This window comes from Microbacterium oxydans (assembly GCF_026559675.1).
Taxonomy (GTDB): Bacteria; Actinomycetota; Actinomycetes; order Actinomycetales; family Microbacteriaceae; genus Microbacterium; species Microbacterium oxydans_D.
In genome coordinates, this window is sequence record NZ_CP092891.1 from 3,469,433 (window position 1) to 3,490,073 (window position 20,641).

At 70.2% G+C, this 20,641-nt stretch carries 18 protein-coding genes; 6 read left to right on the forward strand and 12 right to left on the reverse strand.

Going from position 1 to position 20,641, the window contains the following annotated elements:
- Positions 1 to 80: 80 nt before the first annotated feature.
- Both MME74_RS16785 and MME74_RS16790 read right to left on the reverse strand, forming a co-directional pair.
- On the reverse strand, positions 81 to 1,310 hold the full coding sequence (locus MME74_RS16785; protein ID WP_267416246.1) for a glycosyltransferase: 1,230 nt from the start codon (positions 1,308 to 1,310) through the stop codon (positions 81 to 83).
- A 66-nt stretch (positions 1,311 to 1,376) separates the two neighbouring features.
- Positions 1,377 to 2,609, reverse strand: a complete 1,233-nt coding sequence (locus tag MME74_RS16790) for a glycosyltransferase (RefSeq protein WP_267416247.1) — start codon at positions 2,607 to 2,609, stop codon at positions 1,377 to 1,379.
- Positions 2,610 to 2,733: 124 nt separating this feature from the next.
- Between MME74_RS16790 and MME74_RS16795 the strand changes: the two genes are divergently transcribed.
- Complete coding sequence (locus tag MME74_RS16795; RefSeq protein ID WP_267416248.1) at positions 2,734 to 3,321, forward strand: hypothetical protein; 588 nt, start codon at positions 2,734 to 2,736, stop codon at positions 3,319 to 3,321.
- A gap of 19 nt (positions 3,322 to 3,340) precedes the next feature.
- On the opposite strand, the gene MME74_RS16800 is transcribed toward MME74_RS16795, so the two are convergent.
- Positions 3,341 to 3,709, reverse strand: a complete 369-nt coding sequence (locus MME74_RS16800) for a VOC family protein (protein ID WP_267416249.1) — start codon at positions 3,707 to 3,709, stop codon at positions 3,341 to 3,343.
- A 100-nt stretch (positions 3,710 to 3,809) separates the two neighbouring features.
- Between MME74_RS16800 and MME74_RS16805 the strand changes: the two genes are divergently transcribed.
- Both MME74_RS16805 and MME74_RS16810 read left to right on the forward strand, forming a co-directional pair.
- Positions 3,810 to 4,325, forward strand: coding sequence for a MarR family winged helix-turn-helix transcriptional regulator (locus MME74_RS16805; protein WP_267416251.1), 516 nt, complete (start codon positions 3,810 to 3,812; stop codon positions 4,323 to 4,325).
- Entirely contained in the window at positions 4,322 to 5,011 is a 690-nt protein-coding gene (locus MME74_RS16810; protein WP_267416253.1) for a hypothetical protein, read from the forward strand. Before MME74_RS16805 ends, MME74_RS16810 begins: the two co-directional genes overlap by 4 nt.
- A gap of 34 nt (positions 5,012 to 5,045) precedes the next feature.
- Here the strand turns inward: MME74_RS16810 and MME74_RS16815 are convergent, their stop codons facing one another.
- Complete coding sequence (locus MME74_RS16815; RefSeq protein ID WP_267416254.1) at positions 5,046 to 5,456, reverse strand: MmcQ/YjbR family DNA-binding protein; 411 nt, start codon at positions 5,454 to 5,456, stop codon at positions 5,046 to 5,048.
- A gap of 42 nt (positions 5,457 to 5,498) precedes the next feature.
- Here MME74_RS16815 and MME74_RS16820 point away from each other — a divergent pair, with 42 nt between their 5' ends.
- Positions 5,499 to 6,848, forward strand: coding sequence for a DUF2252 domain-containing protein (locus tag MME74_RS16820; protein WP_267416255.1), 1,350 nt, complete (start codon positions 5,499 to 5,501; stop codon positions 6,846 to 6,848).
- On the opposite strand, the gene MME74_RS16825 is transcribed toward MME74_RS16820, so the two are convergent.
- From MME74_RS16825 to MME74_RS16845, 5 genes are all read right to left on the reverse strand, one after another.
- On the reverse strand, positions 6,838 to 9,846 hold the full coding sequence (locus tag MME74_RS16825) for an alpha-mannosidase (protein ID WP_267416257.1): 3,009 nt from the start codon (positions 9,844 to 9,846) through the stop codon (positions 6,838 to 6,840). The two genes, MME74_RS16820 and MME74_RS16825, sit on opposite strands and share 11 nt — an antisense overlap.
- Positions 9,847 to 9,917: 71 nt before the next feature.
- Positions 9,918 to 11,378, reverse strand: coding sequence for a family 20 glycosylhydrolase (locus tag MME74_RS16830; RefSeq protein WP_267416258.1), 1,461 nt, complete (start codon positions 11,376 to 11,378; stop codon positions 9,918 to 9,920).
- Positions 11,375 to 12,307 (reverse strand): carbohydrate ABC transporter permease, encoded by a 933-nt coding sequence (locus MME74_RS16835; protein WP_267416259.1) that lies wholly within the window; start codon positions 12,305 to 12,307, stop codon positions 11,375 to 11,377. The genes MME74_RS16830 and MME74_RS16835 overlap by 4 nt, the downstream gene beginning before the upstream one ends.
- Positions 12,304 to 13,257: a carbohydrate ABC transporter permease gene (locus MME74_RS16840; protein ID WP_267416260.1), complete on the reverse strand. Its 954-nt coding sequence runs from the start codon at positions 13,255 to 13,257 to the stop codon at positions 12,304 to 12,306. The genes MME74_RS16835 and MME74_RS16840 overlap by 4 nt, the downstream gene beginning before the upstream one ends.
- 35 nt (positions 13,258 to 13,292) lie before the next feature.
- Positions 13,293 to 14,582: an ABC transporter substrate-binding protein gene (locus tag MME74_RS16845; protein ID WP_267416261.1), complete on the reverse strand. Its 1,290-nt coding sequence runs from the start codon at positions 14,580 to 14,582 to the stop codon at positions 13,293 to 13,295.
- A 161-nt stretch (positions 14,583 to 14,743) separates the two neighbouring features.
- On the opposite strand from MME74_RS16845, the gene MME74_RS16850 reads away from it, so the two are divergent.
- Complete coding sequence (locus tag MME74_RS16850) at positions 14,744 to 16,033, forward strand: glycoside hydrolase 5 family protein (protein ID WP_267416262.1); 1,290 nt, start codon at positions 14,744 to 14,746, stop codon at positions 16,031 to 16,033.
- A 22-nt stretch (positions 16,034 to 16,055) separates the two neighbouring features.
- Here MME74_RS16850 and MME74_RS16855 read toward each other — a convergent pair whose 3' ends face one another.
- Positions 16,056 to 17,078 carry a LacI family DNA-binding transcriptional regulator gene (locus MME74_RS16855; protein WP_267416263.1) on the reverse strand — a complete coding sequence of 341 codons (1,023 nt, stop codon included), beginning with the start codon at positions 17,076 to 17,078 and terminating at the stop codon, positions 16,056 to 16,058.
- Between the two features lie 213 nt (positions 17,079 to 17,291).
- On the opposite strand from MME74_RS16855, the gene MME74_RS16860 reads away from it, so the two are divergent.
- On the forward strand, positions 17,292 to 19,007 hold the full coding sequence (locus tag MME74_RS16860; protein WP_267416264.1) for a hypothetical protein: 1,716 nt from the start codon (positions 17,292 to 17,294) through the stop codon (positions 19,005 to 19,007).
- A 39-nt stretch (positions 19,008 to 19,046) separates the two neighbouring features.
- On the opposite strand, the gene MME74_RS16865 is transcribed toward MME74_RS16860, so the two are convergent.
- Together MME74_RS16865 and MME74_RS16870 are read right to left on the reverse strand one after the other, a co-directional pair.
- Positions 19,047 to 19,460, reverse strand: a complete 414-nt coding sequence (locus MME74_RS16865; RefSeq protein ID WP_267416265.1) for a heat shock protein transcriptional repressor HspR — start codon at positions 19,458 to 19,460, stop codon at positions 19,047 to 19,049.
- Positions 19,461 to 19,650: 190 nt separating this feature from the next.
- Complete coding sequence (locus tag MME74_RS16870; protein ID WP_267416266.1) at positions 19,651 to 20,634, reverse strand: DnaJ C-terminal domain-containing protein; 984 nt, start codon at positions 20,632 to 20,634, stop codon at positions 19,651 to 19,653.
- Positions 20,635 to 20,641: the final 7 nt, after the last annotated feature.

The following is a 20,641-nucleotide window of genomic DNA, read 5'->3' on the forward strand; positions in this document are numbered from 1 at the left end:
CCCCTCAGCGCGCGCCGAGAGCACGCGCTCGTAGACCTCGACCATCGCCCGAGCCGGGGTTATCGGAGTCGCCTTCACCCTCAGCGCGCCGAGAGCACGCGCTCGTAGACCTCGACCATCGCCGCCGTGCGGGACGACTGGCGGAAGGCGTCGGCGACCTCGGGGACGGGGACCGGTGCCGTGCCGCCCGCGATGTCGGATGCCGCGCGCCGCAGCGTCTCGGCGAGTGCGCGGGTGCGCTGCGCCTCGCGCTCACGGGCGTTCCGCCGGTCGTCGGCATCCGGGACCGCCCAGAGTCCGCCCCCGAGCTCGGCGGCGATGTCGGGGTCGCAGATCACGGACGGGGTTCCGAGCGTCGCCGCCTCGAACGGGGTCATGCCCTGGGTCTCGAAACCGATCGATGTCTGCACGAGGGCGTCGGCGGCAGCGATCCGCGCCAGGGTCTGCGGATACGTCAGGCGCCCGGCGAAGCGCACGCCCTCGCGCCTCCGGACGATCTTCTCGGCTGCCGAGCGCTGAGCCCCGCCGCCGATGATCTCCAGGTCGGCGTCGACACCGGACGCGACGAACGCCTCGAGGAACGGCAGCAGTCGCTTCTCGGGGCTCATCCGTCCCAGCCAGACGAAGCGCGGGCGTCCGGGCTCGCGCTCCGCGGGTCCGGCGGCGAGGGTCTGCTCGCGCAGGTCGTCGTCGATGCCGTTCCAGATCACGTCCACGCGGGGGAAGACGTCGTGCTGCTCCAGACGCCGGGCGAAATGGGTCGACGGGGCGGTCACGGCTGAGGCACCGAGCGCGAGTCCGCGCAGGAAGGCCCAGCCGTCGCCGCCGCGCACCGGGCTCCCGATGCCGCGCATCGCGATGCGGCGCCAGGCGTTCAGGGCGGCCAGCGCCGGGCGGTGCAGCGGCGTGACGGCGGCGATCCCGACGTCGACGCGGTTGTGCATGGTGTGCACGACCGGGATGCCGTGCCGCTGAGCGTAGCGGTGTCCGATGAACGCACCCCAAAAGTCGGCCTGCACGTGCACGAGATCGACCGGGGGGCGACGGGTCATGGCACGGTCGAGGAAGCGGTCGGTCGCGCGTCCGGGCCAGCTCATCGAGTACTCGCGGTCGACCGTGATCGGCATCGAGGGCAGGTCGATGTACGCCCCGCAGTGAGAGCCGGACGACGTGCGCGACCCGTGCATCTTCGGAGCGACGACCGTGACCGTGTGACCGGCGCGTTCGAGGAACTCCCGCTGGAGCCGCATCGACACCTGCGCTCCGCCGAGGGAGTCCAGGTGCTGATCGCCGAAGAAGACGATGTGCATGGCGGGTTACTCCGCCGCCGCCGCGTCACCGCGGCGCGATCCGATGGGGGTACCGTGCATGGCGGGTTACTCCGGCAGCGGCTCGTCGCGGTACAGCGCCTCGAACGTGTCGAGGGTGCGGTTGATGTCGTGGATCGCGACACCGTCGAGCGAGGCCCGCTGCATCCGCTCGTACTCCGCGGGCTCCGCGGTGAGCACGTCGGTCAGGCGCGCCGCGAGCTCCGTGACGTTGCCCGGCTCGAAGAGGTAGCCGTTCTCGCCGTCGTGCACGAGGTGCGGGAGGGCGACGGCATCCGCGGCGACGATCGGCAGGGCCGAGGCCATCGCCTCCATCGTGGCGATGGACTGCAGCTCGGCGATGGAGGCGATCACGAACAGGCTCGCCCGGGACAGCAGGGCGCGGAGCTCCTCGTCGGACGTGCGTCCGTGGAACGTGACGCGGTCCGCGAGGCCGAGCTGGGTCGTGAGGTTCTCGAGCTGCTTGCGCTGGTCGCCGCCGCCGACGATGTCGAACGTCGTCTCGAGCGCGGGGTCGAGCTCGGTCATCGCCTTGAGGATGACCTCGACCTGCTTCTCGGCGGTGAGGCGGCCGACGAAGATGATGCGGTTCTTCTCGCGCGGGGCGATCACCGGGGTGTACTGCGTGCGATCGATGCCGCAGCTGACCGGGATCACACCCTTCACCTCGACCGTCTTCTCCAGGAAGTCGGCGGCGCGGCGGGTGGGCGTGGTGATCGCCCGCGTCAGATCGAAGGTGCGCTTGGCATCGGCCCACGCGAACTTGAGCACCATGTCGTCGATGAACTTCGGCATGGTCGTGTGGTCGAGGATGTTCTCGGCCATGACGTGGTTGGTCGCGATGACGGGGATGCCGCGCTCGTGCGCGACGTACGCGAGACCGCGGCCGATCACGATGTGCGACTGGATGTGCACGACATCCGGCTGCACCTGGTCGATGACCTTGCGGGCGTAGGGCTTCGAGCGCCACGGCCACACGAAGCGCAGCCAGTCGTGCGGTGCCCAGCGCACCGACGGCAGTCGGTGCAGGGTCATCGGCTCGCCCTCGATGACCTCGGTGTGCGGCTGCGCGCGGCGGTAGGCCTGGTTGGGGGCGACGACATGCACATCGTGCCCGCGCTGCACCAGGCCGGCGGCGAGGCGCTCGGCGAAGCGGGCGGCGCCGTTGATGTCGGGCGCGAACGTGTCGCAGCCGATCACGATCTTCAGCGGGCGGGGTGCGGGTTCGGCGGCGGGGCCGCTCGACGGATCGATCGGATCGTCGGAGGAGGTCACAGACATGCTGCCTTACGATGTGGCGGCCAAGGAGGAGCCCTGGTCGGGCGCTGGCCACTCTACCCGAGGGCCCTGATCGCGCGGCCGAGGCGTACCGGCATCACCCAGCACCAGCCGTTACCGTGGAGGCATGCGACTGACTGCCGACGCCGATCCCCAGCTGTGGATTCCTGTGACGGACTCGCTCGGATGGAAGGGCCGCCGACACCGCAAGGCCGCCATCCGGATGCTGCTCGGTCAGGTCAATGCCGCCGTGGGCGCCACCGAGCGCCCGGGATCGCGGTTCGGCGCGTGGGCGATGAGCCAGGCGGCGCCGATGCTGATGAAGCGGGCCGACGGACGCGTGCTGGTGTGGACGTGGAAGGCCGAGCCCGACCTGGTCGTGGCGATGGCGACCGCGCAGGTGCTGACCCCGGACGTGCGGATCGCCCGGGCCTCGATGCCGATGGACTACGACGACACCGAGTCGTTCCCCACCCGGCTCGGCGTGGGCGAGAAGCTGCTCGTGCCGATGCCTCCCTCGCCGTCGTCGCCCCCGTTCGCGACGTACACCTGGGACACCGGGACGCATCTGGTGACGCTCACCGCGGTGTGCAGCGACAAGGAGCGGTTCGGAACGCTGATCGGAGCGCTCGACGAGCTGGCGCGCAGCATCCGCATCGCCGACGACCTTGCGGGCGGGGAGTCCCCCGAGGTGCTGCGGCTCGATCCGGCCTGAGCGCGGGGACGGCGTCCGATCAGGCGGATTCCGCCGGCGGCTGCCACAGCTCGATCGCGAGGCCCTCGGGATCGTGGATGCGGGCGAACGTGCCGTACTCCGCGGTGTTCCACTCGTCCCGACGCTCCACCGGGATGCCCTCGGATTCCAGCCGCGCGGCGAGCTGCTCGATGTCGGCCACGCGCAGGTTCAGCATGAACTGCTGGTCGGCCGCGAAGTAGTCGCTGTCGGCGGGGAACGGGGCGAACACCGTCATGCCCGGCTCCTGCTGCCAGATCCCGGTGTGGCCGGCGCTGATCCCGAGATGCTCCTTGTACCAGTCGGCCCGCGCCTCCGGATCTCTGCTGCGGAAGAAGAGGCCGCCGATACCGCTCACGTCTGAGGTCATGTTCCCGTTCTAGTGCACCCCTCGGACGCGATCCAGTGGCGCGCGCCCGTGCGCGATACAAATTAGTGAATAGAGGTAACAATGCAGTAGCATCACAATCATGAACCAGCTGCTCCTCGACCGCCTGCTGCAGATCGCAGACCTCTTCCAGAAGGACATGGCGCGCGCGTTCGCCGGCACCGGCCTCACCACGGCGCGTGTGCAGCTGCTGTGGACGCTGCACCATGCCGGGCCGTCGACGCAGCAGAGGCTGGCCCGCCTGTGCGAGGTCACGCCGCGCAACATCACCGGACTCGTCGATGCGCTCGAGGCATCCGGTCATGTCCGTCGCACGCCGCATCCGACCGATCGACGCGCGGTGCTGGTCGAACTGACCCCGTCGGCGGCGGCCACGATGACGCAGATGCAGAACGAGCACGCCGCACTCAACGCGACCCTCGTCGGGGCCGTCGCGCCGGAAGACCGCGACGCCGTCGAGAGAGGCATCGGCATGATCGCCGCCCACCTCGAGGTGCTCGTGGCGCAGGCGGTCGGAGCAGAGACCGCGGAAGCGTCCGATCCGTCAGGCGCATCCGCGGCCCCCACGGCGGCAGATACGACGGCGGCGGCACGATGAGCACCGACCCGAGCCGGACCGGCCCGACCCGGACCCACGCGGCGGCGCCGTCTCGAGGCGCGCGGGTGCTCGGCGGACTCCGCCGCGCGCTCCATGCCGAGGGACGCGTCTATGCCAGCATCGGTCGCGCGATCGCTCGCCGTCCCGCCGTCCCAGCCGGCGGAACCGGGCTCAGCTACCACCGGCCGATCCTGACGATCCTGTTCGTCTTCATCGTGCTGTCCGCCGTCGAGATCCCGATCCTCGACCTGATCGTGCACCCGTGGCCGGCCGTGCGCATCCCGCTGCTGATCATCGGGATCTGGGGCCTGACGTGGATGCTGGGGCTGCTCTGCGCGATGCTCCTCCGACCGCACGCGGTGGCCTCGGACGGCATCCACGTGCGGAGCGGTCTGGAGGTCGACGTCCCCATTCCCTGGGAGGCGGTCGCGTCGGTCGCGATCGCCAAGCGCATCGACCAGCCGAAGCAGCCCCGCGTGACCCCCTCCGACACAGGGGCCGAGTACGCCGAACGGATGCAGGACGAGACGAACATCGAGATCGAGCTCGAGCGCCCGCTCGCGATCCGGCTTCCCGGCCTCCCTCCGCGTGGTGGAGAACACGAGGTCACGCGCATCCGTCTCTGGGCCGACGAGCCGCGGGCGTTCCTCGACGCCGCACGCCCGTTCCTGACCGCGGCGGGATGAGCATCGCCCGCGACCGGACGCCCGCGGGCGATGCTCAGTCCAGCCCGCGCTCCGCGAGCCAGTCCTTCGCGACCCTGGCGGGCGCCCGCACCAGCCAGGCATCGGTGACGAGCTCCGCCAGCCGCTCGCGATCGATGACGTCGAGGCGCACGAGCAGCCCCGGGTAGCCGTCGAAGTGCGGGATCGAGAACAGCGCCTCGGGCTCGGCCGCCAGCAGCGCCTCCTTCTCGCCGACGTCGGCGACGCGCACCGCGAGCACCGCCCCCTCCGGCCAGTCCCGGCCGACCTCGGCGAGCTGCCGCAGATCGGCCCCGGTCGGGCCCCGCAGCCACGCGAACTGGCCGCTCTTGAGCCTCCAGGCCGCTGCGCCGGTGTGACCGCTCACGGCCTCCACCGCGCCGGGGAGGGCGAGGGCGATCGCCCGCACATCCTCGATGCTCACCATCCCGCCATCGTCGCGCACTCGACCTCCTGCCACAATGGCCCCATGCTCCCGGCCTGGACGCGCCCACCGACACATCGCGAACTCCTCGACCGCGGGGCCGAGGCCCGCAGACGTGCCCCTCGTCGCACGCTCGCCGACCTCGCGACCGGGCAGCGAGATCCGCTCGGGATCCTCGCCCGTCAGAACCGTTCCCGCATCCCCGAGCTGCTGCCGCTGCGCGCGGAGCGGATGTCCGCCAGCCCCTTCGCGTTCTACCGCGGCACCGCGGCACTGATGGCCGCCGACCTCGCGGATGCTCCGCACAGCGGCATCCTCGTCGCCTCGTGCGGTGACGCGCACGTGTCGAACTTCGGCTTCTATGCCTCCGCCGAGCGCAGGCTCATGTTCGATCTCAACGACTTCGACGAGGCCGCGTGGGCGCCGTGGGAGTGGGACGTGAAGCGCCTGGTCGCGAGCATCGTCATCGGCGGGCAGGCCGGCGGGCGCAGCGACGAGGTCATCGACGCCGCCGTCCTCGCGGCCGTCGCAGGATACGCGCGCGGCATCGCGCGGGCGACCGAGCTGAGCCCCACCGCTCGCTACTTCACGCACTTCGACGTCGCGTCCGCACGGGCCATGCTCGACAAGGCCTCCCAGAAAGCCATCCGCAGCGCCGTGAAACAGGCCGAGCGGCGCACCGGCGAGCGCGCGGTGCGCCGCCTCACCGAGGAGGACGCGGACGGTCGGCGCCGGTTCCGGCATGAGGAGCCGACCACCTCGCCCGTCGGCCCCGCGGTCCTCGACGACGTGCAGGATCTGCTCGCACAGTACCGGCGCACCACGAGCCCGGACGTGGCTCTGCTGTTCGAGCACTTCACCGTGAGCGACGTCGCCCGGCGCGTGGTCGGCGTGGGCAGCGTGGGCACCCGCTGCTATCTCGTGCTCTTCCAGGACGGCGAGGGCAGTGCGGTCCTGATGCAACCCAAGCAGGCCTCGCGGAGCGTGCTCGCCGAGTACGGACGTATCCCGCAGCCGGCCACTCTGCGCGAGGCGATCGACGCCGGCGGCGAAGGGGCGCGCGTGGTGGCGATGCAGCGCATCATGCAGGCGCTTTCCGACCCCTTCCTCGGCCACATGCGCAACGCGAACGCCGACTTCTACGTGCGGCAGTTCCACGACATGAAGGGCAGCATCGACGTCGAGGAGCTCGACGACGGTCCGTTCATCACGTACGGGCAGGCCTGCGCCGCGACCATCGCCCGCGCACACAGCCAGTCGCTCACCGCGACGGAGGTCGCGGGCTACGTCGGCAGCGGACGGGTGCTCGGCCGGGCCCTTCTCGAATGGGCGCGCGCGTACGCCGCGGTGTCGTCGGCCGACCACGCGGCGTTCCGCGCGTCCCTCAGCGCGTGATGCGCAGCGTCCGCACCTCGAACGGCCGCAGCTTCAGCTCGCCGCCCCGGCGCGCCTCCTCGATGTCGTCCTCGATCAGGCTGACCTCGCGCACCTCGCGGTGCTCGAAGCCGACCGTCAGCTCGCCGACGGCACGCCGTCCGAGCGCCTCGTACACGCGCACGATCACGTCGCCGGAGCCGTCGTCGGCGAGCTTGACCGCCGACACCACGATCCCCTCGCCCTGCACGGACACCAGCGGCTCGACCTCGCGTGCACCGCTCATGACCGTCGGCAGGGCGTTGATCCGGATGCCCTCGGCCGTGGCGATCGCGGCATCCGCTCCGATCACGAAGCCGACCTCGATCTCGTGGTGGCCGTGGTCGGTGTCGGGGTCGGGGAACCGCGGAGCGCGCAGCAGCGACAGACGCACGGTCGTCGTGACCGCGTCGTCCGACACCTCGCGCGAGGTGTCGTAGCCGTAGATCGAGTCGTTCACGAGAGCGGCACCGAAGTCCTGCTCGCGCACCAGCACGAAGCGGTGCATCGAGGTCTCGAACTTCGCCGCCTCCCAGCTGGTGTTCGTGTGCGTCACGCGGGACTGGAACCCGAACTGCGTCTCGGCCTCGGTGTGCGTGGCCTGGATGTCGAGCGGGAAGGCGAGCTTGAGCAGCTTCTCGGTCTCGTGCCAGTCGACCTCGTTGCGCAGCAGCACGGTCCGGGAGCCCGGCATGAGGATGATCATCTGCTCGATGGTCGACTCCGAGAACGGACGGACGACCACGATGCGGGCCGACGCGCCGACCACCGATGCCTCGATCGACGACACCGCGGTGAGGTCTTCGACGCTGTTGCGGTAGTAGCGATCGATGTCCCACGCGTCCCACATGTTCGGGAAGTCCTGGTGCAGCTGGAACAGGTTCGCGGCCTTGCCCGGTGCGACGGCGTCGCGGCCGGTGGCCTTGTCGACCGCCGAGACGATGAGCCCCTCGGCCGAGACCAGCACCGAGACGAGCTCGTTCTCCAGTCGCCAGCCGCCGTCCTCTTCTTTCAGTGACACCGGAGTCGCCGTGGACTCACCCACGAAGGCCGCCCCGAGGGCACGTCCGCGTCCGACGGACGTCGGCTCGAACTGCAGCTTCCGGCCACCTTCACCCGCGAGCGAGCGGCGGGCGGCCCCCGCGATGTCCTCGGCATCCGACAGCACATCCGACAGCACCTCGACCGCCTCCCGATGCACCCACGCGATCGAGGTGCCGGGCAGGATGTCGTGGAACTCGTGTAGCAGCACCGCCTGCCACAGCCGGTCGAACTCGGCCTGCGGGTAGGCGGCGCCGGTGCGCACGGCATCGGTCGCGGCCCACAGCTCGGCCTCGATCAGCGCGTGCTCGGCCCAGCGGTGCAGCGCCTTGGTGGCGTGCTGGCTCGTGAGCGTGCCGCGGTGCAGCTCGAGGTAGAGCTCGCCGACCCACACGGCCGGATGCGGCAGCTCGGCCTTGGCGGCGTCGAAGAAGACGTCCGGGTGCTCCCACACCACCTGCGCGCTGCCCTCGAGGTCGCGCAGACGCTCGGCCTTGCCGGTCATCTCGCGGGTCGTGCCACCGCCGCCGTCACCCCAGCCGACCGGAGCGATCGAGCGCGAGCTGAGGCGGTTCTCCTTGAACTGCCGCGACGCCTTGGCGACCTCCATGCCGCTCAGCTGCGAGTTGTAGGTGTCCATCGACGGGAAGTGCGTGAACACCTGCGAGCCGTCGATGCCCTCCCACAGGAAGGAGTGGTGCGGGAAGACGTTCTGCTGGTTCCACGAGATCTTCTGCGTGAAGAACCATTCGAACCCGGCACGGCGCATCAGCTGCGGCAGAGCCGGCGAGTAGCCGAAGCTGTCCGGCAGCCACACGCCCTTCGAGCGGATGCCGAACTCGCGCTCGAAGAAGCGCTGCCCGTGCGAGAACTGCCGCACGAGCGACTCCCCCGTCGGCATGACGGTGTCGGACTCGACCCACATCCCGCCGAGCGGCAGGAAGCGCCCGGCGGCGACGGCAGCCTTGACCCGCTCCCACACCTCGGGGCGGTGCTCCTTGATCCAGGCGTACTGCTGCGCGCTGGACATGCCGTACTGGAACTCGGGCTGCTCCTCGATGAGCGTCGTCATCGAGGAGGTGGTGCGCGCGACCTTGCGAATCGTCTCGCGCACGGGCCACAGCCACGCGGAGTCGATGTGCGCGTGGCCGACGGCCGAGATCCGGTGCGCGCTCGCCTCGGCCGGAGCGGCCAGCACGTCGGCGAGGCGGGCGCGGGCGTCGGGGGCCGTCTCCACGATGCGCTGCAGGTCGAGCACGTCGAGCGCGTCGTCCATGGCCTGCAGGATGCGCATGCGCCGCGGGGAGGTCGCCGGCAGCTCGGCCTGCAGCTCGAACAGCACCTCCAGGTCGAGCGACAGGTCGAAGACCTCCGGCTCGAACACGGCCAGGTCCATCCGCCGCGCGCGGTAGAGCGGCTCCTTCGAGGAGGTGAGGATGTCACCCTCCTGCGTCGGCAGGAAGGGGTGGTAGTCCAGGAGCACCGGGTTGGATGCCGCTTCGAGGTACAGCTCCACGGGCTCGTCGCCCGCGGCCGTCTCGGTGATCGGGACCCACTGGTTGCGCGGGTTGATGCTCTTCACCGGGATCGGGTCGGACCCCGCGTCGCCGGCGCGGTACGCCAGGGCCTCGCACTGGAAGCCCGTCATGTTCACGTCGAAGCCGAGGTCGATGAGCGCCTCGACGCGGCGTCCCGCCCACCCGGCGGGCACGCGTCCAGTGAGCTTGAACCAGGTGGTCCCCCAGGCCGGCCCCCAGGGCGCACCGACGACGCCGGGCGCGTAGTCGAGCGCGAGGCCCTCGGCCGGGGCGATCGGCTCGCCGGGGAGTTCATGGATCTCGACGTCCAGCGGCACGGAGGCCGAGTGGATGGCCGGGCGGATGCGCTCCTCGAGCACGCGCTTGACGCGGCCGACGGTGAGCGAGGTGTCGTCATGCATGGGTGGGTCTCCGGGCTCGACGGTGGGTGGTCATGGGGTCAGGGCTGTGTTCGGCGCAGTCGGGGTCGACGCTACCCGCGTGATCGCCGCGGTCCGGTCGCGACACCGATGGCGGCGTCGATCGCGCAGAAGTCGTCATGCGAGAGCACGCTCCCGCCGTTCCAGGCGCGCTCGGCCATGGCCCGCAGCGGTCGACGGATGCCGGCGATGACCTCGTCGGGCGTCTGCGCGGCCGGGTCGTCCGACCAGACGGAGAACGAGGTGCCGAGGAGCGCGGACGGATAGGGCGCCGCGATCTCCTGCCGGATCCCGCCCGGCAGCGTCGGGAACAGCCCGGGGTGCCAGTCGGCTTCCCAGATGCGCGCGCTCGTCGGATAGGTGTAGCCGGCCTTCTCGCCGAGGACGTAGTAGAAGAGCCCGTCGTGGAAGTTCACGAGCGGATGCCCGGCATCGACCGCCTCCGAGAGCGGTCGCATCTGCGGGTGCCAGTTCGTCCACCACGTGAGCGTGACGTCGGCGGCGAGCGCGACCGCCTCGCTGCGCAGCATCCCGTCGTTCCAGGCCCGCGGGGCGAGTCCTCGCGCGCGGAGGTGGGCGGCGATCTCGTTCACGAACCCCGTCAGCAGGTCGAATCCGGTCGCCCGCGGACCGTGGCGATCCCGAGCCGCGGAGGCGAGCGCGGGATACTCGTCGATCCGCGCGAAGTCGACGAACTCGTCTCCACCGAGGTGCCAGCGCCTGCTGCGGGGGAACAGCTCGGCGACGTCGTCGATCAGCGCTCGCGCGAAAACGCTCGCCGCTGCACTGGTGATGTCGAGGGCATGCTCGGTCGGCAGGCCGCCGGCGTCGGCGAGCCGGTGCTCCGGATGCACGGAGAGCACGTGGCGGAGGTGCCCCGGCATGTCGAGCGAGGGCACCAGGTCGATGTGCAGGTCGGCCGCGGCATCCGCGATCTCGATCGCCTCGGTGCGGGTGACGTGGGCGTCCGAGACCACCTCGGGAAAGGCGTCGGAGCCGATCCGGAACCCCTCGTTCTCGGACAGGTGCCACTGGAACGTGGTGATGCCGACGTCGGCGAGCGCGTGCAGCAGTTGGATGATCCACGCGGCCGGGAAGTGCTTGCGGGCGGCGTCGAGGTGGAACCCGCGCTCGGCGACCGCGGGTGCGGAGGAGACCCGCCCCTGTGGGATCCCGTCCTGCGCCCGCAGGTTGTGCAGCAGCTGTCGGGTCGCCCGGAACACTCCGTCCGCACGCCCCGCCCGCACCTCGATGTCGGCGGCGACGTCGATGGCGAAGGACTCCCCGGTCTGGTCGTCCCGCCGCAGCCGGATGACCGCGTCGTCGCCGTAGGGGATCCCGCACGCGGCGAGCTCGCCCTGGAGCCGGATGGCCTCCCGCGCGAACGCGTGCTCCTCCGCGAGGACGCACACCGACGCGGGGCGCCACATGTCGGCGCGGAGATCGAGGGCCGTCGGCTGCGGGATCGCCAGCCACCGCACCGCCTGCGCGGCAGCATCCGGAATCGCGGTCACCCCTTGACGCTTCCCTCTTCGACGCCCTTGAAGAACTGCTTCTGCAGCACCGCGAACAGCACGATGATCGGGACCAGCGCGATCATCGTCCCCGCGGCGATCACCCGGGGATTGGCCGCGAAGCTCGAGCTCAGATACTGCATGCCGACCGTCAGCGTGTAGTTCGCGGGATCGGACAGCACGACGAGGGGCCACAGGAAGTCGTCCCACGCGCCGATGAAGGCGAACAGGGCGACCACCGACACCATGCCGCGCACGTTGGGCCAGACGATGTGGCGCAGCCGCTGCATCGTGTTGGCGCCGTCGATCGTCGCGGCGTCCAGGGTGTCCGGCGGGATCATGCGGCAGGCGGCCATCATGAGCAGCACGTTGATCGCCGCGATCGCGCCGGGGAGGAAGACGCCCCACAGGGTGTTCGCGAGTCCGAGCGACTTGATCGTGAGGTACTGGCTGGTCAGCGTGACCTCGCCGGGGAGCAGCAGGGTGGAGAAGAAGATCGCGAGCACGATCCACTTGCCGCGGAACTTCATGGTTCCGAGCGCGTAGCCGCCGATCGTGGCGAACACCACGTTCGTGAGCACCGTGCCGACCCCGACGAGCAGGGAGTGCCACGCGTAGTCGAGGACCGGGATCGTGCGGAACACCTCGGCGTAGTTGTCGAGCGTCGGCGCCTGCGGGAGCAGCGACGGCGGGAAGTCGTAGATGTTCTCGGTCGCCCCCTTGAACGACGTCGACATCTGCCACAGGAACGGGAACACCATGATGGCGAGCACGCCGAGCAGCAGCGCGTACTTGCCGATGAGCCCGCCGAGCGACGGCTTCATGATGTCGGCGGATCCGCGCGTGCGGTACGGCCGGTCGCGGCGCGGGCGTCCGGTGCCGTCCTCGGTCCGCTGCGTCACGTGCGCCTCGGTCTGCGTCACGGTCATCGCAGGGCCTCCTCTGCGGCGGCGATCCGCGCGAGTTTCGCGTCCCGGGCCGCACGCCGTCCGGCGAGGGCCTCCTTGATCGTGTCGCTGTTGTTGGCGATGCCCACGATCGCCAGCGGGACGAGCGTCAGCAGGAACAGCACCAGCGAGATCGCGGATGCGTAGCCGACCTGGCCGTTGAGCCCCTTGCCCATGGACTGGATGAGCATCACCATGCTCATGGCCTGACCCCCGGGGCCGCCGGAGCCGTTGGAGAGCACGTACAGCTCCGTGAACACGCGCATCGCGCCGACGCACACCAGCACCGAGACGAGCATCATCGGGCCGCGCACACCGGGCACGGTGACCGACCAGAAGCGGCGCCAGCGGCCGGCACCGTCCATGGCCGCGGCCTCGTGCAGCTCACGGCCGACGTTCCCGAGGGCGGCGAGGTACACGACCATGTAGTAGCCGAGCCCCTTCCACACCGTGAGGCCGATGGCGCAGCCGATCAGGAGCCAGCGGTCGGAGAGGAACTCCACCGGGCGATCGATCAGCCCGAAGAAGCTCAGCGCCGAGTTGATCGTGCCGCTGCCGGAGAAGAGGAACTCCCACACGATGGCCACGACGACCGCCGAGGCGATGACGGGGAAGTAGAACGTGGTCCGGAAGAAACCGATCGCCGGGATCTTGCTGTGCACGAGGAGGGCCAGCAGGAGGGGCAGGAAGGTGAGCAGCGGCACGCACACCACCACGTAGACGAGCGACGTCGTCAGCGCGTAGCCGAACCGGTCGTCGCCGAGCATCTTCTCGAAGTTGTCGAGCCCGACGAACTGGGCGGGACGAAGGGGGCGGGCATCCGTGAACGCGAGCGCGATCGTGTTCAGGAACGGCCAGAGGGCGAACACGAACACCCAGATCACACCGGGAAGCACGAGCAGGTACGGCGTGTACCAGCGCTGTCGTCTCATGAGGCGTCCACCCCCTTCATCTCGTCGTCGCCGGCTCAGCCGACGACGTTCTGCTCCGCGTACTCGACGGCCTTGTCCAGAGCGTCCTTCGCCGAGATGTCCCCCTTGACCGCGAGCGCGATCTGCTGCTTGGCGTACGTCTCCATCGCCTCGGTGAACTGCGGTGCGCCGAGCATCCGCGCGTCGTTCATCTGCGAGGCGGCGAGGTCGTTGGCCGTGGCCTGCATCTCGTTCTGGGCGGTCTCCGCGAACACCGACGGGTCTTCGTTCGCGGCCTTGGTGCCCGGGAAGAACCCGGTGGCGAGCTTGACGAACTCGATCTGGTTGTCGGTGTTCGTGAGGAACTCGGAGAAGGCGAGCGCGGTGGCCGCGTTGTCGGAGTTCGCCGAGACGCTGATGCCCTGCACGAACAGCGGCGGGTTGCCGAAGCCGTTGGTCACGTCGACGTCGGGGAGGAGCGTCGGTGCGTTGACCGCGATGTCCTTGTCGATGTAGTTCGGCCCGGCGGTCGCCCAGGCGACGGTGCCCTTGTTGAAGTTGTTGATGTTGGCGTTCGCCGTTCCGGCGTTCTGCAGCGCCTCCGGCGAGATCGCACCGGCCTTGTAGAGCTCGGCGTAGCGCTCGACGATCGCGACGGCCTCGGGCGTGTTGAAGACGAACTTCCCGGCCTTGTACACGTCCTGCGTGCCACCACCGTCGGACACCATGATCTGGAGCGACTTGGGGCTCGGCACATCGGAGATGGTCTGGATGCCGGCGGCGGCGAGCTTCTCGGCCGCGTCCATCGTCTCCTCGAACGTCTGCGGCGTCTCGGTGACGCCGCCCTTCGCGAGCAGCGCCTTGTTCCAGTAGTTGAGCTCGGTGCCGAGGTACCAAGGGAAGCCGAACGAGCCGTCGATGCCGTCGTAGGTGTACGCCGCGACGCCGCCGTCGACGTAGTCGTCGATGACCTTCGATGCGCTGCCGAGGTCGAGCAGCTGACCGGCGGAGGCGAGCGAGTACGCGTATTCGGGCGGGAGGTTGATGACGTCGGGCAGCTCGCCGGACTCGGCTTGCTGGAGGATCTTGTCCTCGTAGCCGTCGGCCGGCTGGTCGATCCACTTCACCGTGGTGCCCGGGTTCTCCTTCTCGAACGCGGCGACGACGCCCTCGAAGTAGGGCGTGAACTTGTCGTTCTTGAGCGACCAGGTCTGGAAGGTGATCTCGCCCCCGATCTCGCCGTCGGCGGCGGATCCGCCGGAGGTCGTGGCTCCGCCCGTGCAGGCGGTGAGCGCGAAGGCAGTGGCGACCGCGATGCCTGCGGCGACAGTGGTGCGGAACTTCATGGACATTCTCCTTCGAAGTGATCCAGGGTGCGGCGTCTCGTGTCGAGTCGCTGTGGCAACCTCTACTAAAACGATATAGTGACCATAGCATGACACATCGGCGTTCGAGGCGTCCACCTCCGCGAGGCCTCACCCCCCTGCCGATCCCGGAAAGGACAGCGATGCCCACCCCCACCAACGTTCCCCTGCGCTTCGGCGCCAACTACACGCCGCGCTCGCAGTGGATGCACGCCTGGATGTCGCTGGACCTCGACGAGGTGCGCCGCGACTTCGGTGCGCTCGCCGAGCTCGGCCTCGACCACCTGCGCATCTTCCCGCTGTGGACGGTGCTGCAGCCGAACCGCACGCTGATCCGCGAAGAGGCGGTCGACGATGTGCGCGCAGTGGTCGACGTCGCGGCGGAGTTCGGACTCGATGCCAGCGTCGACGTGATCCAGGGGCACCTGTCGAGCTTCGACTTCATCCCGTCCTGGCTGTTCACCTGGCACGACAAGAACATGTTCACGCACCCCGACGCCCTCAGCGGCCAGGCGGAGCTCGTGACCCGGCTCGGCGAGCGCCTGGGCGGCGCCTCGAACTTCCTCGGCTTCACGCTCGGCAACGAGACCAACCAGTTCTCGGCGCAGACGCACCCCTCCCCGTGGCCGGTCACCGAGGCCGAGGCCGCGAACTGGATCACGACGCTGCTGGACGCCGCGCACACCGCCGCCCCCGCGCAGCAGCACGTGCACAGCGAGTACGACGCCGCCTGGTACATGGACGGCCACGGCTTCACGCCCGCGCTCGCCTCCCGGCTCGGCGACATCACGACGGTGCACTCGTGGATCTTCAACGGCACCGCGCAGAAGTACGGCGGGCGTTCGGTCGCGTCGGACCGGCACGCCGAGTACATGATCGAGCTCGCGCGCGGGTTCGCCACCGATCCCGCGAAGCCCATCTGGCTGCAGGAGGTCGGCGCCCCGTCGAACTGCCTGACGCCCGAGCAGACCCCCGACTTCCTCGAGGCGACGCTGCGCTCGGTCGCCCGCACCGAGAACCTCTGGGGTGTGACCTGGTGGTGCTCGCACGACGTGAGCCGCAGCCTCGCCGACTTCCCGGAGCTCGAGTACACGCTCGGCCTCGTCGACCAGAACGGCGAGGCCAAGCCGATCGGCCGTCGTTTCGCCGAGCTGATCCCCGAGCTGCGCGAGCGCCGGCCCGCCCCGGCCCGCACCCTCGGGATCGTCGTCGAGGTGGACGAGGCCGAGACGCCGATCAGTCGCGGGGCCATGAGCCCCGGCGGCACGATCTTCCAGGCCTGGGTCGACGCCTGCGAGGCCGGCGCGGATCCGGCGATCGTCACGTCGATCGACGCCGCGAAGCCCGAGGTCCTGGCCGCACGCGGCATCACGGAGCTCGTCCGTCCGGTCGTCGAGCGCACCGAGTACGCCTCGCGGAACACCGTCGTCTGACGCCGCCGCGCGAGCACGGCCGTCAGCGCGGGGCGGCGGTGCTCTCGCGCACGGTGAGCTGCGGGACCGGGGCGCCGCGGTCGGGCAGCGGCTCCGGCGCCTCGATCTGCTCGAGCAGGAACGCCGCGGCATCCGCCCCCAGCGCGAACGTGTCACGCGTGATGCAGGTGATGGACGGATGCACGAGGCCCGCGACGACCGAGTCGTCGAAGGAGGCGATGGAGATGTCGGCCGGCACGGACAGGCCCATCTCCTGGGCGACCCGGAGACCGGCGATCGCCATCACGTCGTTGTCGAAGACCACGGCCGTCGGCCGGTCGGCCCGGCTGAGCAGACGCCGCATGGTGGCGGACGCGGCGGCGGGCGAGAAGTCGGTCGCGATGGTCTCCCCGGTGATCCCCCGTGATTCCAGGCCGGTGAGGACGTCGGTGCGGAGGCGGGTGTGCTGGAACTCGGCGGGGCCCGCGACGTAGACGACCGAGCGGTGGCCGATCGCGACGAGGTAGTCGAAGAGCGAATGCGCGACCTGGCTGTCGTCGAGCCACATGGTGGCGGGATGCCCCTCCTCCGAGGCGTCGCTGCCGATCACGATCGCCGGCAGCCCCAGGTCGCGGAGCACGGGGAGGCGCGGGTCGTCGTCGCGCGGGTCGATCACGATGACGCCGTCGACCTGGTGCGAGCTGCGCCAGCGCCGATAGGTCGCGACCTCGTCCTCCACCGACGCCACGAGCACCATCTGCATCGCGATGCGGTGCTCGGCCAACGCCGACTGCACGCCCGCGATGAGATCGGTGAAGAACGCCTCGGCGCCGAGCGTCCCGGCGGAGCGGTTGACCGCGAAGCCGATGACGCCGGCGCGCGAGCCGACCAGCGCCCGCGCCGCAGAGCTCGGGAGCCACTGGTGCTCCTCGGCGATGTCGAGGATGCGCTGCCGCGTCTGCTCGCTCACCCCCGGACGTCCGTTGAGCGCGAAGGACACCGCTCCCGGCGACACCCCCGCCAGCCGGGCGATGTCCGTGATGGTCACCCGCTTCGCTTTGGACATGCCCCAACTGTAGCGATCTAGTGACGCGGTTCCGGCGGTCTCTCCGTGGTCGCCGACAGGTGCGGTTGTTCCGTTCGATCGATATACTGCGCGAAGTGCGCGCTGGTGCGCTCTGTCGGACCGCGTCGTGTGACGTCGTGGCGACCAATCTGGGGGAGATCGATCGTGACACGAGTCCGACGGGACCGAGCGCGCCCGTTCCGCGCATTCGCGGTGAGCATCGTGACGGTGGCGAGCCTGACGCTGGCCACCATCGGCGGGGGCGCTGCCGCGTTCGCCGACGACCTCGTCAGCGTGTCGAACGGCACCGGCTCCGTCGCCGGCACCGTCCCGGACGGCACCGACGAAGCCGACCCGCCCGCCGATGCTCCGGAGTTCCCCTCGACGGGGACGCCGACGATTCCGAGCTTCATCGTCGCCGGACAGCCCGTGACGGTCGACCCCGGTACGTGGCCGGACGGCACCGTGCTCACCTACGCCTTCACCGTCGACGGCGTCCCGAGCGCCGAGCAGGACAGCCCGACGTTCACGTTCTCGCCCTCCGACGTCGGTCGCCTCGTGGGGGTCACGGTCATCGCGCGTCATGCCGACTACGCCGAGACCGCGGTGTCGAGCGACGCCCACGAGCTCATCGGCACGCTCGCGCTCATCCAGCCCGCCACGATCGTCGGGACGGTGCGCGTCGGGACGGAGCTCACGGTCAGCGCTCCGATCACCGAACCGCAGGCGATCGCCATCTCGTACTCGTGGGTGGTCGACGGCGTCGTGGCCGGGACCGGCACCACCTTCACGCCGCGGACGGCCGACTTCGGGAAGAAGCTGACGCTCGCGCTCACGGCGAGCCGTGACGGCTACATCTCCGTGGAGTCGACCACGGAGGGTGGCACGATCGGGAGCGGCGCGTTCAGCAGCGCCCCGAAGCCGACCATCGTCGGCACCGCGAAGATCGGGGTCGCCCTCAAGGTCTCCCCCGGCACGTGGAGCCCCTCCGCCAAGCTCACCTATCGCTGGCTGCGCAACGGGTCGGCCATCCGCGGGGCCACCGCCTCGACGTACAAGCTCGTCGCGGCGGACTGGAAGAAGCGGATCACGGTCGAGGTGACCGCGGTCTCCGCCGGCTACACCACCACCAAGAGCGTGAGCGCCGCCACGGCCGCCGTGGTCAAGCCGTTCGCCAAGGCTCCGCGCCCCCGCATCTCCGGAACCGCCCGGGTGGGTGCCGTGCTGACGGCGAGCGTGTCCGCCTGGTCGCCGAAGGCCTCGTTCACGTATCAGTGGAAGCGCAACGGCGTCACGATCCCCGGCGCCACCGCACGCACCTATCGGCTGTCGACGACCGACTACGGCAAGGCGGTCACCGTGACGGTCACCGGCCGCGCCACCGGCTACGCCGCCACCGGCATCACGAGCTTCGCGACGGCGAAGATCGCCGCCCCCGCGCCCTCGATCAGCCGCGCCGGAACCTATCGCGTGGGATCCGGGATCGCCCCGGGAACCTACTTCGCGAGCCCGCAACCCGGGTGCTACTGGGAGCGTCGGTCCTCTGCGGGCACGAGCTTCAGCGGCATCATCGCGAACGACTTCCGCGCCACGACCGGCCGCGTGATCGTGACGATCTCCAAGACCGACCGGTTCTTCAAGACCAATGCCCAGTGCGGGCGCTGGACGAAGCTCGTCGGAAGCCTGAGCGGGTCCGCCGGCAACGGCACCCACGCCGTGAACGTGCACCTCGCGCCCGGCGTCTACGGCACGACGACGGCGAAGGCCGGGTGCTACTGGGAGATCGTGTCCGGTTTCGGCGGCACGTTCGAGGAGATCATCGAGAACGACTACCTGACGACGGGCGGAACCCAGTACGTGCGGATCTACCCCGACGATGTGGGGTTCACATCGCTGGGATGCGGCGTCTGGACGAGGGTCGGCGACTGACCGGGCGCTCCGCGCGAGAGGGTGCTCTCGCGCGGGCGGCTAGGCGTTGCCGCGCGGGTTCCAGAGCACGACGTCGGTCGAGCGGCGGATGCGTCGTCCGGTCGGCATCGGCACGACGCCCGCGGAGCCGGCGGCGAACACGCGCACACCGGGACGGCTCTCACGCTCGGTGCGCAGGGCGCCCTCGAGCATGGCGACACGGGTGCGCAGCATCCGGTTCTCGTCTTCGAGATCGAGCAGGCGCGCGATCGCGGGAAGGCTCACGCCTTCGGAGGAGAGCTGGGCGACCTCGCGCAGCTGCTCGATGTTGCGGGTGGAGTAGCGGCGCGACCCGCCGGAGGTGCGCCCGGGCACCACGAGCCCGATGCGGTCGTACTGCCGCAGGGTCTGGGGATGAAGGCCCGAGAGCTCGGCGGCGGCCGCGATCGCGAACACCGGGGTGTCGGCGTCCATCATCGGCTCCTCGGCTCCCGGCCGCCGAGGACACCTCGGCCGCCGAGGACACTCCGGTCGTCGAGGACACTCCGGTCGTCGAGGACACTCCGGTCGTCGAGCGGGGAGCTCAGCGAGACGAAACGCGGGTGAGGCGTTTCGTCTCGCTGCGCTCGCTCGACGACCGCCGTGCGCCCCTGCGCGCGCCTGGTCATCGCCGTGCCTTCGCCATGAGCTCGGCCCGCGGGTTCTCCTCGGGCTCCAGCTCCTGGAACTTCTCCAGCGCCGCGCGTGCGGCGTCGTCGAGGTGCGTCGGCACCGCGACCTGGAGCTCGGCGAGCAGGTCGCCCGTCCCCTTCGAGGTCGCGACTCCGCGTCCCTTGACACGCAGCACCCGCCCGGAGGGCGTGCCGGGGGCGACGCGGAGCTTGACCACGTCGCCGCCGAGCGTCGGGACCTCGATCGTCGCGCCGAGCGTCGCCTCGGTGAACGTCACCGGGACGACGACGCGCAGGTTGAGACCGTCGCGGGTGAAGACCGGGTGCGGACGCACCGCGATCTGCACCACGATGTCACCGCTCTCTCCGCCGTCCGGTGAGGGACGACCGCGGCCACGCAGACGGATCTTCTGTCCGTCGGCGACGCCCGCGGGGATCTTCACCTTGAACGGCTTGCCGTCCTCGCCCTGCAGGGAGATCGTCTCGCCCTGCACGGCGGTGACGAAGTCGAGCGTGGTGCGCGCCGTGACGTCGGCGCCGCGCTGCGGACCGCCGAAGCCGCGATACCCGCCGCTCGGCTGCCCGAAGCGACCGTTGCCGAAGCTCGCGCCCTGACCCTGGTTGAACATCGCGAAGATGTCCTCGAAGTCCGCGGTCTGCCCACGGCCCTGCTGGCCGAACCGGCTGAACACGTCTTCGAACCCGCCGGCGCCCTGACCGCCCGCCGTGAAGCGGGCGCCGGAGCCCATGGCGCGGATCTCGTCGTACTCCTTGCGCTGTTCGGCGTCGGAGAGCACCGAGTAGGCCTCGCTGATCTCCTTGAACTTCGCCTCGGCCTTGGCATCACCCTGATTGGAGTCCGGGTGGTACTTCCGCGCGAGCTTGCGATACGTCTTCTTCAGATCCGCATCGCTGACGTCCTTGGAGACCCCGAGGGTCTTGTAGAAGTCCTTGTCGAACCAATCCTGGCTGGCCATCGATCAC